The 15,877-nt window shown below is 28.8% G+C and carries 13 protein-coding genes and 1 pseudogene; 2 read left to right on the top strand and 12 right to left on the bottom strand.

The genetic code is table 11. The annotated features are described in order from the left end of the window. Nucleotides 1–3: 3 nt before the first annotated feature. On the bottom strand, nt 4–3,012 hold the full coding sequence (locus tag BN55_RS05400) for a DEAD/DEAH box helicase (protein WP_008470920.1): 3,009 nt from the start codon (nt 3,010–3,012) through the stop codon (nt 4–6). Between the two features lie 119 nt (nt 3,013–3,131). On the opposite strand from BN55_RS05400, the gene BN55_RS05395 reads away from it, so the two are divergent. Both BN55_RS05395 and BN55_RS05390 read left to right on the top strand, forming a co-directional pair. Continuing rightward, a complete protein-coding gene (locus BN55_RS05395; RefSeq protein ID WP_040469352.1) occupies nt 3,132–3,635 on the top strand; it encodes a hypothetical protein in 504 nt (167 codons plus the stop codon). A gap of 150 nt (nt 3,636–3,785) precedes the next feature. Continuing rightward, nucleotides 3,786–5,075 (top strand): annotated as a pseudogene (locus BN55_RS05390) (ISL3 family transposase). Nucleotides 5,076–5,196: 121 nt separating this feature from the next. On the opposite strand, the gene BN55_RS05385 reads toward BN55_RS05390, so the two are convergent. From BN55_RS05385 to BN55_RS10270, 11 genes are all read right to left on the bottom strand, one after another. Beyond that, nucleotides 5,197–5,850: a hypothetical protein gene (locus BN55_RS05385; RefSeq protein WP_008470915.1), complete on the bottom strand. Its 654-nt coding sequence runs from the start codon at nt 5,848–5,850 to the stop codon at nt 5,197–5,199. A gap of 99 nt (nt 5,851–5,949) precedes the next feature. Continuing rightward, on the bottom strand, nt 5,950–7,377 hold the full coding sequence (locus BN55_RS05380) for a flippase (protein ID WP_008470914.1): 1,428 nt from the start codon (nt 7,375–7,377) through the stop codon (nt 5,950–5,952). Nucleotides 7,378–7,382: 5 nt separating this feature from the next. Then, a complete protein-coding gene (glf, locus tag BN55_RS05375; RefSeq protein WP_008470913.1) occupies nt 7,383–8,495 on the bottom strand; it encodes a UDP-galactopyranose mutase in 1,113 nt (370 codons plus the stop codon). Further along, nucleotides 8,495–9,517 carry a glycosyltransferase family protein gene (locus BN55_RS05370; protein WP_008470912.1) on the bottom strand — a complete coding sequence of 341 codons (1,023 nt, stop codon included), beginning with the start codon at nt 9,515–9,517 and terminating at the stop codon, nt 8,495–8,497. Before BN55_RS05370 ends, glf begins: the two co-directional genes overlap by 1 nt. 10 nt (nt 9,518–9,527) lie before the next feature. Then, nucleotides 9,528–10,442: a WaaS/CpsH family glycosyltransferase gene (locus BN55_RS05365; protein WP_008470911.1), complete on the bottom strand. Its 915-nt coding sequence runs from the start codon at nt 10,440–10,442 to the stop codon at nt 9,528–9,530. A 55-nt stretch (nt 10,443–10,497) separates the two neighbouring features. Beyond that, on the bottom strand, nt 10,498–11,433 hold the full coding sequence (locus BN55_RS05360) for a capsular polysaccharide synthesis protein (RefSeq protein ID WP_050999540.1): 936 nt from the start codon (nt 11,431–11,433) through the stop codon (nt 10,498–10,500). After that, the gene (locus tag BN55_RS09595; RefSeq protein ID WP_008470908.1) at nt 11,411–12,454 is read right to left on the bottom strand and encodes a glycosyltransferase family 2 protein; all 1,044 of its coding nucleotides are present in this window, start codon (nt 12,452–12,454) and stop codon (nt 11,411–11,413) included. Before BN55_RS09595 ends, BN55_RS05360 begins: the two co-directional genes overlap by 23 nt. Nucleotides 12,455–12,494: 40 nt before the next feature. Further along, complete coding sequence (locus BN55_RS05350; protein ID WP_008470907.1) at nt 12,495–13,670, bottom strand: EpsG family protein; 1,176 nt, start codon at nt 13,668–13,670, stop codon at nt 12,495–12,497. Between the two features lie 49 nt (nt 13,671–13,719). Further along, nucleotides 13,720–14,799: a glycosyltransferase gene (locus tag BN55_RS05345; protein WP_008470906.1), complete on the bottom strand. Its 1,080-nt coding sequence runs from the start codon at nt 14,797–14,799 to the stop codon at nt 13,720–13,722. Between the two features lie 17 nt (nt 14,800–14,816). Further along, a complete protein-coding gene (locus BN55_RS05340) occupies nt 14,817–15,470 on the bottom strand; it encodes an acyltransferase (RefSeq protein WP_008470905.1) in 654 nt (217 codons plus the stop codon). A gap of 46 nt (nt 15,471–15,516) precedes the next feature. Beyond that, nucleotides 15,517–15,756, bottom strand: a complete 240-nt coding sequence (locus BN55_RS10270; protein WP_008470904.1) for an LbetaH domain-containing protein — start codon at nt 15,754–15,756, stop codon at nt 15,517–15,519. Nucleotides 15,757–15,877: the final 121 nt, after the last annotated feature.

Raw genomic sequence — 15,877 nt, 5'->3', positions numbered from 1 at the left:
TTTCTAATAGCTATCCTCTGAATTCGATTTTGTATTTTCAGCTATTTTTTTCTTATACTCGTCAATTATATTTATAGTTTTATCAATTGAAGGTGAATGTAAAGATTTATATAACTCCTTATCTCCGATAATATAAAACCACTTTTTAGCCCTAGTAGCTGCAACATTTATGATATTTGGTTCCTTAACTGCCCAGAAAGCAGCATTTTTTTCCGTTTTAGAAGCACCTAAAACTAAAAACACTACTTTATTTTCTTTTCCCTGGAAAGTATGAACTGTACCAATATTAGTTGGCTTTCCATCTTTATATCTAGTAAATTTAATTGGATCACCATGTCCTAAATCGATAACTTTAAGCCTTTTCGACAATTTTTGAGCTACATTTTTAAATGGAGTAATAACAAATATATCCTTTTCATTAAAAGGATTGTCTTTGCCATGTACCAAGCGATAAATTAACCTACATAATTCATCTGCCTGTTTCTCGACAAATTTGTTTCCATCAGATGGTCCAGACACATCTATCCAATCAGCCGATCCTGCAATTCCTAACTTTTGTGCCCTTTTATCAGCTTTTGATTCAGATTCTTTTACTTTGGTAGGGAGGACCATTTTATCCTGATATGAAATTTTATTCGAAATACTAAACATAGGATTAAGACAGCGACGGTGAACCCACAAAGGAATCCCTATCCACTCACCTTTACCTCTATAATACCCGTACTTACTTGCTTGATCCATAAGTGTTTGTACTGAGGTATCTGCAGAAACATATTTTTCATCTACATGATAAATTCGATCTGCTATAAGCGATATAATCTTTGAATCCAAAGAGTTAACTGGTTTTATCTGTGCGGGATCTCCAACAGCAACTATTCTTTTACTTCTAAGTAGTGCTCCTATAACTGATTGAGGAATAGCTTGTCCTGCTTCATCAATAAATAAATTTGGTATGGAATTTGTACCTAAATTTCTAAACATTCGATGAAAACTGGCAAACGTCGTACCAATTACCGGTATAGCAAAATTAATCCATTGCCAGGAAAATAAAGTGATTTGATTTTGATTTTCCTTTACTTGCTTATCCTGATCTTCCCAATTCTTTAGTGCCTTACTTAAAGATTCTTTATTTTCATATAAAAACTGTTTTCTAACTCTTAAAGCTAAAATAAATAATAAAGATTCTTCTTTAAGATCGTCACTAGTATACCAATAAGCTTCGTTTTCAAAATCTTCATAATTTTCTGTTTCAGAAAAATCACGTTCATAATTTGGTATTTTTACTTCTTTCGTCATAGCTTTGTCAATTGACCTTAGGTAGCTTTCATTTTTCAAATCATACAATTTATTTTCTAAATATTGCTTTTGTTTAGTTTCTGTTTCCAGATCACTATTTATTTTTTTGATTTTTAATATATCTTCATTCTTCTCTCTTTTCCGCCTAAATAATCTACTAAATAGTCCTCCTTTAATTTCTGTTTCAGCTCGCAATTGATCATATTTCTGCTGATATAATCTTATATTTTCCTTTGCATGTGTTATTTTCAAATCCAAATCAGATGAAATTATTTCCCCTTCATTACCAAACTTTAGATTATATTTCTTTATTTTTTTATTCCAAATTTTTCTTTGTAATAATCTATTTGCATATTCTTGTAACGTCTTCCTCTTATTCTCTAATTTATTGAATTGTGTCATAAATTCTTCGTAAACTTTTACATCAGAAACAAAGTTTTTATCTTTTAACTCTTTAATCATTTGATCAATTATTGAAATAATTCGATCCATGTTTTCCTTACGACCACCTTCTAAAGAAAACACTCCCCATCTATTGCTCTGCTTCTTAGAGTGAACCAGATCACAAAAGTAATCTGCGGATTTTATTTTTTCAATTATTTCAGTAAAAGAGTCTTTTTCATCAGGAATTGCAGGTAATTCATCAACAATATTTCGAACGGCACCATTGTTGGATGAAGCAACAACAATATTCTTATCAGCTAACTGTGCAGGTAATTGCGTTTGTTCAATTTTACAATTTAATAGAGAAGAGACATTTTTATTTTTTAAATTACATATTTCTTTTGCTTGTTGAATTATAAACTCAGCAAATATATCTTTTAATAGAGTAGTCTTTCCAGTACCAGGGGGACCATTAACAGTTTGAATGTCATTTTTTTCATTAATAACTAAATTAACTGCTATTTGCTGCATTAAAGAACTAGGATATTTACTCAAAAAATGTCCTAGAGGATAATTTTTAGGTTGCAGGATAGTTTTAAACTCATTTATATTCTTAAATGGATCTAGATTAATTCGTGAATTGCTGGATATACCTTCCAAATACTTAATTAAATGCGGTGATTCACTTTTTTTAGCTAAAATTAAATCATCAAGAAAGAATGAATGTAAATTAATATCATCCGTATCAATATCTCCAACAATTGACCAATAAATATTAGAAGGAAAATTATCTATTACTTCTCTAAATACTTGATTAAATTGCAATTCGAAGTTTTCCTGAGAAAGCTCATTATTCTGAAAACTAAATAATTCTTGAATTTTATTTTTGATGGAGCTTTCAAATTTGTTAAATTCATCTTGATTATCGATCAAATCGTTTTGAGCTAAAATATAGCTACTCATAGTTATAAAAGTTTTATCTTCTAATAACTTCATATCTTTATCAAAGCATATAGCTATACTAAACTTTAGTTGTTCTTTATTAAATCCTACTTCTAAATCTTCTAAATTATATTTTCGAATTATAATATCGAGAATTTTTTTAAATTTAAATGTATTTAAATAAAAAATAATTCCTGGATTATCACGTTTTTGATCTTTAACTTTTTGCTTAACACACCAGCGGAAGTATTGATAAAAGCCATATTTAGCACTTCTACTTGAATCAAATCGCTTTGCCGCTTTCTTATCTCTTCTACTTGTATTGACATTTCCTTCAGCCAATTGTTCCATTAAAATCCAAGAATTTAAAATATCATTTTTATTGTTCATGATTTACCTTATTTTTTATATCTATAATTATTAGATTTAATTAATCCATTTAGCTTTTAGTTTTAATCATAGTATATAATAATTATATACTATGATTAAAATTGTTATTGGAGTATAAAATGTCAAAACAAGACTTATCTTTAAAGAATATAATTTATAAAAATAGGCATTCATTCAAACTAAAAAATCACAACGAATTAAAAAACGAATTAAAACTTTTAAAGCCTAATTCAAATCAGATTGCTTCTTTGATTAACGAATTACAGTTCAAAATTAATAGCAATAGAAGATTATCACTTATAAATTCCATTCTTGCATTTATCCTTTCTATTCTTTCTCTATACATTTCATCAGCCACATTCTTATTTTCAGCCTACTATCAAAATCTATTTGAGTTATCTTCTTCTAAACAAAAAAGTATCCTTTTTAAAGAGATGATGAACACAGACATGTTTAAAGAGATTGAAGACATATTACTTTTCTTTACACAATCAAATAGACTTTTCTCAATTATAATTTCTTTTTCCCTTTTATATCTAGGAATTTCTTTTATTCATACTTACCGTTTAAAAAATAGGCTATCTATCTTATACGCATATCAAAGAGAACTAGAATTTTATTAACTTTATTAGCTCTATACCTTTTCCTGTTGATGGATATCTATGATATCCTATCGACGGGATTTTTTATTGCATAAAGAAAGAGGCCATAGCCCCTCTTAACTTAAAATCCTTCTTCGATCAATTCAATTAAGTTTACTAGGAGTTTGTGCTATGTCCTCTTTTAACGATTGTATTAAATTTTCTCTGGATATTGAAGATCAAAACATTGTTTTTACTGATTATTTTAAAAAATTTATCAATAGAAAGTTCCATAACGCCTATTTAGCTGAATTGGTTCAGTCTGCTTGTCCTTACTGCCGTTCCAATAATCTTAAGCATATGGTCATTATACTTCTAACGTGCGCATTATTACTGCTGATGCTAGCAAGCCGATTACTATCAAACTTAGAAAGCAACGCATTCCTTGCAATGCCTGCCTTAAAAGATCTATGGCTCAATTTAGCCTTGTTAATAAATATTGTCACATTTCTAACGCATCTAAACGTAAAGTATTAGCTGCCCTTACAGAAGATCGTTCTATGACCAGCATTGCTCGAAAACATAACTTATCAGTTAATACGGTTCAAAGAGTCTTAGAGTCTTAGAATCTTGTTCTTCTAAGTTCTACGATCATTTAGAACGTCTTCCTAAACACTTAGCTTTTGATGAGTTTAAAGGCGTGGACAAGAAGCTGCTCTTTATCTGCTTAGATGGCGATTCTCACCAAGTAGTCCAGATCCTTAGAATACGTTTTAAGCCTAAAACTCTACACTACTTCTATAAGTTTTCTCCTAAAGCTCGCGCCATGGTTAAGACAGTTACCATGGATCTTAACTGTTATTATCCATTAGTTGCTAGGGAGATTTTTCCAAATACTCAGATTATCATTGATCGTTTTCACATCGTGCAAATGCTCACCAGATCTTCTAAGAGCTTACGAGTTCAGACTATGAAGCATTTTAAGAAACAAAGCCGTGAATATAAGCTATTAAAATCTACCTGGAAGCTTTATCTCATGAAGTATGACAAGCTCAATAAGAAAACGCCTTACTTTACTATGACTGGCATTTCAAAGACTATCTGACTCAAGAGCACGTTGTTTTAGATGGCTTAGACTGCAATCAAGAGCTTGCAAATACATATTGGGTTATGCAGGACTTTATGTCTGCTATTCAAAACAAAGATGAAAAAAAGATTATTCACTTGCTTCACTTAAAACAAGCTGTCGGCAAACAAATGCATCAGACATTATTAACTTTTAAACGTAATTATACTGGCGTACTAAACGGCATCTCTTCCAGCTATTCTAATGGATGTCTTGAAGGCGACAATCGCAAGATTAAGCAAATTGAACGTACTGCTTACGGATACAGTAATTTTAGACATTTATTAATTAGAATCAGACTAGAAGAAAATATCATAAAAGAAAAGGAATCAAACAACTATTCTTTAGTTGCTTAATTCCTTAATCTAAAACTGGCCATCAATAGGATTTACAAAACAGCCAATAATACATTTAGTATTCATTGCTATTATTAGATTAAATAATATATCATTTGAAAATTCCAATTAGATAAAAAATTTAGTGTTTTAAAATGGCAGCCAAAACTGTAGCCACAAATCCTAAAAATATAGCAGTACGTGGTACTCCTCCAGTTTGAGTATTATCCTTTTCTAACCACTCTAAAACTACTGAGGCAATTAATATTACTATTAAAGATAGAGTAAATAAAATTAACCATAAAAAAATTTCCATTAGTAACGTAAATGTCGTTGCAGTACTCCACTTAATAACACGACATATCCCAAGGAGGAGTACTACGAGAGTAATTCCCCATGTGTAGCATTGAAAAATATTTTTATCGTTTTCCCTTTTTATTTTTTCCATATCGTTTTTGCTTAAGATTTTTAGGGACTCTATTTTTCCATTTAATTTTTCGCTCATTAAATTCTTTTGAGTCAACACTACTACAAACAAAATACCAATTACAAAAACACAAAGAAATGAACAAAAATTTTCTGCTGAAGGAGTCATAAAAATTTTCAATTTCAAAAAATTACGAATATTTTTTTGATTATTCTGGAAATTTACTGCATACCACAATGTTACAAAAATCGATTCAACTATACTTAATACAAAAGCAAAAAATAATCTTTTCCACACATATATATGGCTTTTAAAAAAATTGTATATTTTTTCAATCAAAGAACTTTTTTTCTTATATTCTTTTTCCACTTTCTCCTATTATTCCCCTATTCAAAATAAATAATATAATTAAAAAAGCAGAGTTTCATTGCGATATTACTACTATAGTTCATACATATAATAGTAGCTCTATCCCTTAATCCTTTTCCTAATCAATCCCTTAGCCTCATCAAGTATCTTAGCACGTAGTACAAACAAAAGTCCCACATAAATAATTATCCCAACTAGAACCTCTACACCCATCATCAACCAAGAACTTCTTAAATGAGTATTCATCCAAAAAACAGGTATAAACATTGCTAAACCGGCAATAAAGTATTTCCACGAATCAGCAAATAATTCCTTAAAATTAAGCATATGGCGAACTGACCACATTTGATACAGAGTAACTGATATTTCAGAAAAAACAGTTGACCACATTGCACCGGTTAGTCCCCATAATCTAATCAAGGGAATATTTAAAATTAAATTTACAATTGCACCTAAAGTAACTGATATTGTAAATTGTTTCTGATGATGTGTTGGTAATAAATATTGAACACCAAGTACGTTACTCCATGCAATAATCAAAATGACAATTGATTCAATCATCATTGCTGGTCCAACCGGAAAATAACCGGGACCGTAATAATTTGGAGCTAATGTAAGAGAAATTCCTGCTAATCCAAACATCATTGGATAAGAAACTGCAGAAACAAAGTCAAAAGATTTATATAACATTTGGTTAACCTTATGCATATCTCCATGAGAAACAGCATTTGCCACGTGCGGTAACATTACAGTACCAGTAGCAGTAACCAGCGCTAAAATTAATTTTACTAAATTATCTGAATATTGATAATATCCTGAAGCTTTTTCGCTAACCATTACACCAAGCATAGTTTTATTAAGTTGCACATATACTTGTGTTGCAATTTGAGGAATGAATAATTCCGCCATAGGTAAAAAGTGTTGCCATGGATTTAAAAATTTTAGTGAAACTTTATTAAGATCACGTCTTATATTTGGCCATAAAGTTAAATTACCAATTAATGTCGATAAAGCAAGTACAACAATGTATAGAGTTACATCATTAGGTCCCTTTATAAAGACAAATATTGCAATCATCGATATTACTTTTACTAATGAGTTTTTTAATACTGTAACTTTAAAGTCTTCTATACCTTCATAAAACCATGAAATATCAAAGGCGATTGCTATTAAATTAAGAGATTGCGCCCACATATATTCTGGTTGACGAGTATAGAAGATCATAAAAATCTCAAATGCCACAAAAGCATAAAGAGTCATAATTGTTTTAACTATTTGGATTTCCCAAAAAGTTTTCGACATTTGATCTTTATTTTCTCTAACATAAGCAATTTGTCTATTCCCATAATATCCAATTCCCATATTTGCAAATAAAATAAAGTATTGAATTATGGAATTAGTAAATGAATTTGCACCAACACCTTCTGGACGTAAAACACGACTAACATAAGCTGATGTAATTAACGGGACAATTATTGCTAATACTTGATATCCAACATTGTAAAGGTAATTTTTAATGACCTTCATAAAAACTATTCACCAAATTCATTTTTTACAGATTCTAAAGCAGCTGCAATTACTTGATCCATATTATAGTACTTGTATTGACCTAAACGACCGCCAAAAATAACTTTATCATTTTCTTTTTCAGCTAAGTCTCTGTATTGTTCATACAAAGCATTATTTCTTTCATTATTAACTGGGTAATATGGTTCATCTCCACGTTTCCAATCAGCAGGATATTCACGAGTGATAATAGTCTTGTCTTTATCCCCCTTACCAAATTCAAAATGTTTATGCTCAATTACACGTGTATATGGAGTCTCCGCATCAGTATAGTTAATTACTGCATTACCCTGATAATTATCTACATCTTTTTCTTTAGTCTCAAAACGAAGAGAACGATATTCAAGTTCGCCTAACTTATAATCAAAGAACTTATCAATCATGCCAGTGTAGACAATCTTATCAAAATTCTTTAAATATTCATCCTTTTTATCAAAGAAATTAGTATTTAACTTAACTTCAATATTTTCATTATCAAGCATTTTTTCTACTATTTGGGTGTAACCGCCTTTAGGAATTCCTTGATAATCATCATTAAAGTAATTATTATCATAAGTTAAACGAACTGGAAGTCTTTTAATAATAAATGCTGGCAATTCTGTAGCTTTTCTGCCCCATTGCTTTTCTGTATATCCCTTAATTAGTTTTTCGTAAATATCACGACCAATTAAAGAAATTGCTTGTTCTTCAAGATTTTGTGGTTCTTTACCAGCCATTTCTTGACGTTGTTCGTTAATTTTATCCATAGCTTCTTGTGGAGTTCTTACTCCCCACATTTCACTAAAAGTATTCATATTAAATGGTAAATTGTACATCTTACCGTAATAATTTGCTACAGGACTGTTAGTATAACGATTAAATTCAGCAAATTGTTGTACATAATCCCAAACTTCTTTATTTGATGTATGGAAAATATGTGCTCCGTATTGATGAACTTGAATGCCATCAACTTCTTTAGTATAAATATTACCTGCTAAATGATCTCTTTGTTCAATTACAGTAACTTTATTACCACGTTTTGCTGCTTCGTGAGCAAATACTGCTCCAAATAAGCCTGATCCTACAACTAAATAATTCACTAAATTTTTTCTCCTCCAAAAATCTTAATTACATCCTGTTTAAAACCATCTTTTTCTGATTTTATATAATTTCTATAATCCTTAAAGTCAGTAGAAGCTGTTTCATAATTATCAATACAATATTCTATCATTTGTATTATCTTTGGGATATTTTTATTTTTATCTTCATATTTATATTTATCAGGTATGGGAACATCCTTAAAATATTTAGCGGCTCCTCTTTTATCAGTTAAAACACAACAACCTAAAATAGCTGCTTCACGTGGAAATCTATCTTTTCCAGGATGATTTCCAAAATCTACATAAACTTTACTTGTTTCAAGATACCTTTTTACTTCTTCATTCTTTAATCCGATTAACGGAACCCATTTCCAATTTTTATTTGTACTTTTCTTGATTATTTTTTTAGTGAAATCTAGTCCTTTTTTAGGATTATACAATACTATATTTCTTCTATCATTTTTTTGAGATTCATGGTTACTATTTACATACAAATCGTTAATATAATCTGATAAATAAGCTATTTTATCTGATGATATTTTGTATTCGCTTTTCAAAAAATCTTCGGCATAGTATGATTGACATAAATTTTTATCAGCATTTTTTATCTGACTAGCATAGTCTTTAATTCCTCCCCTCAAATAACACATCAAGGTACGCAATAAACCAATTTTATTTACGTTAAATTTAAATGAACTACCATTTAGATAATTATCAACACTCAACCACCAAATATATTTTGATGAATATTTATACTTATTAAACAATGATAAAAAAGTTTCAGGAAAAATTATTAAATTTTCTTGCCTATCTACAATTTGATTAGCATTAATCCAATTATCACCGATATATTTTTTGTATTCATCTACTGGGACTTTTTGTTCAGAATTTCCTATATAAGCCATAATAGCCTTTTTTTCATCAAATATTTGATTAATTTGATAAACCAATTGATGCAATAATTCTGGACCACCAGTTTTTACTCCCATAGGGCATAAAACATATATCTTTTTAACGTTCATAAAATCCTCTTTAATTTAAAATTTCATTTAACCAATGTTCATAAGTGTAATTACTTAACAACCTATCATCAATAGGTTTATAGTCAACATTCAAAAATTCCTTTAAAGATCTATTTTCATCTTCTAAGATATAAAAATCATTTTTATTATAAAATGGAAAGTTTTTAATATTTTTATTGTTAGTAATTAGTTTCTTTTTATAAAATAATGCTTCAAGAGTTCTTAAAGTAAAACCTTCTTGCTTTTCTAGATTTAATTCTAAAACGCAATCATATTTATAAATGTTTTTTATTACATCTTCATATGGCATTAGTTCATTCGATAATTCAATCTCATCTTCATTGTTATGATACTTTTCTCCAGGCCATCTTTGCAAATAAAAATAATATCTAATATTATCCTGGTTTAGTTTTTTTATTATTTCTTTTAGATTTGCATATCTCTTCTTATCAGCACCTACATAAAAAATACCTTTTTCTACATTAGTTTTTTTTCGATTCACTTTAGGGATATAAAATTGATCTATAAATTCAATTCCATTATTTCTTGCGAACTTTTCATCAAAGCAATAAACTTGAGCATATTTTTTGTAAAACTTTATATCATAATCGTTATCTATATTCCACAACCATATTTTTATTTTTGCTTTCTTGTTTTTTCTATGAATCCACTTAAGCAATATAGGACTTAATCCATTATCAAAGATTACAATATTATCATATTTTTTAATCTTTTTTTGCCATTCTTTAAGCCAAAATTTATATAAATATACTAAATTTAAATCTTTAACTATATAATACATTAGAACATCTAATTTATTTTTCGGCGTTCTTACACTTACTATATCTATATTTTTTCTTTTCATTTGAGTATTAAAGTACTTCTCAAAACTACTTCCCTCGCCTTTTATAATTAAAGTTTTCAAAAAAACACTCTTTCAATTCAAATTCTTAAAATTCTGCAACTAAAATTAAACTTTATCACAATTTATAATAAAGAGTACCTTTCCCACGTCTAAAATTCATTTTATTCGACAACTTAAACACACAAGTCTTTTCTTTCAGTGCTTCCCATTGTGAACTATCATAGTCTTCTCCTAGCTTCGATTGCAAATCAAATAAACGAGGCTGTTTTCCACTATTCTTTTTACATATGTCTCTAAAGGCACTCAGATTTTTCTGCCAAGCATAATGAAGAGCATAATCTATTAAATAATAATCTATTAAATAATCATTTTGTTTCCAATATTCTAAAAAGAAATTATCCATAAAGGAGAAAATATCTATCTCACGTGGCCCACCAATAAAAAAACCAGTCCATCTACCATAAGCAATATTATATTTTAATTCGTCAGGATACCCTGAACAGGTAATAAGCTCTTGAGTTTTAAACATATCTAAACTAGCAGTAAAATACAAAGTTGCATCAACCCATAATCCACCATAGTTTCTTAATAAATTAAACCTTAATATATCAGAAAAATGAGTTTTCGTAATTAATCCCGCTTCAAATTTTTCTACTATATAATCTGGTAACTTAGCGTACTTTTGAAAGTTATTTTTACTAATAAAGACAACTTTTCGTTTTCCTTTGTTTTTTAACAAACTTTTATAACATTTATTTGATAAATCAGTTATTTGATCTTTACCCTGCCACCAAAAAAACCATACAGTATCATAACTATTGCCATTAAGCACATTATTTTGTTTAGATTTTTGATTAGTTATTTGCATAACTTCATCAAAAAGTGGGGTCAAAATCTTTATTATCCTCTTGTGCCTCATTAAATTATATCTTCTTCTAATTTTAAATCCAAAATAGGGAAGATGAGACACACCTCTAATAGTAAAACTGTAATGTCTTACCAATCTATAATGCCTTTTTCTATTTGAATTAACTTCTTTTTTTCTGCGCACTATACCTTACCTCAATAACTTTAAATAGAATCCAATTAGTGAGCTTATTACCATAAAAAATATTCCAAATAATCCATTGATCTTTAGCGTCTAGTCCTTTTAACTTTTTTACGTTAGAACTATCAAACAATTGAAAATTATTCATTTTTTTCAACAATAATTCAATATCTTTATAGTCTGTATTTAAGGACCGTATTTGGTTTTTATAGCAATCTATCAATGACCTAAAATAATCTATTTTTACTTGGTCCATCATATTCAATGGTAGATTCTTTTTATCATTAATTACTCTTTTTAAGTTAGAATATACTAGTTTTATACTCAACCATCTATTTTCATCAAATCCACTAACCATAGTTCCTTCTCTATATCTATAAAGATAACTATTATTATCATCTTTAATAATATAAATTGAACTAATATCACAAAAAATTGGAAAAATTATACTTAGATCTTCACCATACGTAACTCTATCATCAACATATTTTAAATTTTTTAATATATACTTTTTTTGTATTAATTTTCCCCATCTGTTTGGGGGTAATTTACGTTCAGTGACCTTATCCAAATCCGTTAATATTTTTGAAAGAAACTGATCTCTATAATTTTCTATGAGTCCATCTTGTAAACTATATATAAAAGGCGATAGTTTATCCCCTTCTATTTTATTAACTGGACTTATAACCATATCGACATTGTGTTTCAGAATAGCATCTACCATATCCCGAATATGGTTCTTTTGTATAAGATCATCTGAGTCTACAAAACAAACATAATCATTTTTTGCCTCATTGACACCACATTTCCAGGCAGATATCAAACCACCGTTTTTCTTATGTATAACTTTTATTCGATTATCATTAGCTTGAAATTGATCACATATCTTTTCACTTCGATCTGTGGAACCATCATCTACTAAAATAAGTTCTATATCTTTATACGTCTGCTGTAGTATAGAATTTATACAATCTGAAAGATATCTTTCTTCATTATATACAGGGACAATTACACTAACTTCCATAATTTAAATATTTCCTTCCTAAAAAACGTAGCTTAGGTCCTTAATATTGGAATCCATTAAAAATATAGGGAACAGTTTCATTATAGTTTAGTACTACTGTAAAAACGTACCAATAAATACATAGATATAAAATCAACAGTATTTTTGATACTAAAGTTTTGGTATCCTTTTTTGCCTCCAACATATCAGACATACTGTAAATATAAAATACCGATGTGTACCAAGATATCCTAGAACCAAATACAGTAGCGGCACTATCATTTCCTGATAATTGAGACAAACATATATCTAAAACAGTCATAACTAGATAAAAATATCTTAATTTGTTTTTACTATTATTTCTCCATTCCACTAATAATATAGCAAAAAAAGGAAGTCTAGTTATTAATTCAATCCATGATCCCTTAATAGATGATGGTAGATAAGATACATATTTGGAAAGATTAAATGAGCTCAATATTTCCTTAATTATAGCGGGAGAAAATAAAGCTATCACTACCATTAACGATAAAAATAAAGACAATAACGCTTGTTTAGACAATACGTGATCATTATTTAACTTGAAATATAATTGTGTTTTAGTATTTCTATACAGTAACCAATAAACAAACATAAACAAACAACCAATTATAGCAGAGGAATGAAACAAGGATGCTACAAAAATAGTTATTATATATTTTATCCATTCTTTTTTTACTAAATATGAAAATCCGTAAAATAAAATAAACATAGCTAAACTTTGTCTTATTAAATTAAAGGACATATTATAAAAGAAAGTAAAAAAGATGAAAATTCCTATGCAGAGAGATATATTTCTTATCCTACTAAACTTAATCATTCCTAGCACTACACATACAAGAATAATTAATTCTGTAACAAAAAAATTAAACCAAAGTTTTGGAGTTACACGAGAGGATAAATATATCAAAGTGACATAGCCTTTTTCAAATCTTTGAAATGGCTGTCCATTATTTAAAATCCCCTGAAAATTTATAAAATCAGTAAAATTACTGTTTAAATTAGCAAATCTCTGTAAAGGTTCAGCATAAGATTTTATATCCGTCCCAATTGTATTTGCTCTTCCTCCTGCAATAATTGCTGGCAGTAAAATAGCAAATAGAATTAGTACATTTCTCAAAAAGGGATTATCTTTTAATTTTGTTTCAAAATAAAGCAAAAAGGTAGAAATGCTGATAGTCAATACATATATCGTCATATTAATATTTTCTTTCTTTTATAGTTCTCATTTTTTATAAATATAAGAATTAATCTATAATTTTTAAAATTTGATCCTCTAAATAACTGGCACTTTTCTTGATATCAAAGTTAGATCCTAAAAGTTTTTTCCCTTCAGCTAGACGATTGTTACTCTTACTCTTAACAATATCATCCACCCATAAATCAATAGAACTTTCCTTTATCGGTAAGTATTCAATATTATCAGTTACATTTACTTCTTGAGTAATGTTATCAGCTACTACGCATTTCAAGCCCGCTGCTTGTGCTTCAACAAGAGTAACTGGTAACCCCTCATACAACGAAGGCATTAAAAACACATCAAGTGCACTAAGATAATCAGTTGTATTGTTAACCTCACCAGTGAATATCACAAATTGACTTAACTTTTTAGTTTTTACATACTCTTTTAATTCTGCCTGTTGAGATCCATTACCTATAATCATTAAACAAGACTCAGGATTCTTTTGATGATATCGTTCAAATATATCAATTAAATATGACATATTTTTTTGCTTTTCTAGTCGGCCAACATCGCCCAAAACCATGTAGTCTCGTGGTATCTCATACATTTTTCGTATATTGTTTCTTTTTTCTTGAGAAAATAAGTGATTTTCAATATTAATAGCATTATAAATAATTGTGGCATCTTTATAATCTGGATAAAACCATTTAGCTGCTGACATAGAACAGGCAAATTTCCCATCAAAATCTTTATTTACCAATATTTTATTTATACTATGTCTAATAGTTCTATTTAACTTATCAGTTCTAGAATTGTGAGCATGTCCAATACATTTTATTCCAGCTTTTTTGGCTTCTTTAATAATATCCACACTCGCTAAATCATTTGAATTGAACCATAGAGCATCATATTTTTTTTGTTTAAAAATCTTTTTTATTTCTAGTTTTCTTAATCTTGCGTTATCTCTATACATGGGAACATAATAAATTGAATTATTTTTTAAATTTCTTTCATAAGATAAATCATTTGGTGTAACTTTTATAAAATCTAAGCTAATATTTTTAAAATAATTACTATAGTTTATAAAAAAACTTTCTATTCCCCCACGTCTGTCCGTTAATCCATAAACGATTATATTCTTCATAATTAGCACCCTTTTATTTAATTTCTGGATTTGATAACTTTATTTCGTTTATCTAACACTACAGATTGGGGAGGAATATCTTTAGTCACTAAAGTACCAGCTCCAATTATGGAACCATGCCCTATAGTAACACCATCTAAAATTATGACACCACTACCAATCCAACAATCATCTTCAATCACGATTCCTTTATTATTTACTCCTTGACTTTTTATGCTCGAATCAACGTCTCCAAAATTATGATTTTCTGCAAATAGGGAAACACGTGGTCCTATCATAACGTTATCACCTATTTCGATTTTTCCCGAGCATCCTACAAATCCAAATGGTCCAATTGAAGAATTGTTCCCCATTTTCAAACCATAACCTATGTTTCCAACCCCATAGTAACTAGAAGGTCTTATAGTTGCAAAGCGACCTATGGTTACATTATTTCCAAATTGTAAACCCTTTCTACACAATCCATGAATTTCTGAATAAGATTCAAATTTTACATTCTTTCCCACAACTATATGAGATCTATGCGTTATTTCTACATGTTTTCCAATAAAAAATGGATACTTTTTTTTAATACCTATTCCCTTGAATATTCCGCGAAGTATTTTTATTCCAGTACTAACATATATATAAGCTTTATCCTTCTTTTTCACTTTTTCATTAATACTTGGCATTATTTTTCTCCTTTACATATAGTTTTTGCGTTCGAAATCTCATTATTTAAATATAACTGTCAGTTGCCTTATCATTTTTTATAATTTTATTTCCAATCACAATACTATTATCTGGAACATCAAAATTTACAAATGAATTAGCAGCAATAAGAACATTATTTCCAATCTTAACTTTACCAACAATGACAGCACCAGAAGCAATGTGTACTTTACTTCCAATAAGAGGGATACCAGCTCTTTTACCTCTTTTTTCCATACCAATTAATACATTATTTAAGATAGTCACGTTTTCGCCTAGCTTAGCTTTAGAATTTATAACTATCCCCCCAAATGTTCAATTTTAAAGCCCTCTCCAATCAGTGTTTGAGCAGGTATATTCGTTAAATATCTTATCTCGTACCTTTGCT

It is taken from the genome of Lactobacillus hominis DSM 23910 = CRBIP 24.179, assembly GCF_000296835.1.
Classification (GTDB): Bacteria; Bacillota; Bacilli; order Lactobacillales; family Lactobacillaceae; genus Lactobacillus; species Lactobacillus hominis.
This window is presented reverse-complemented; position numbering and strand designations above follow the sequence as displayed.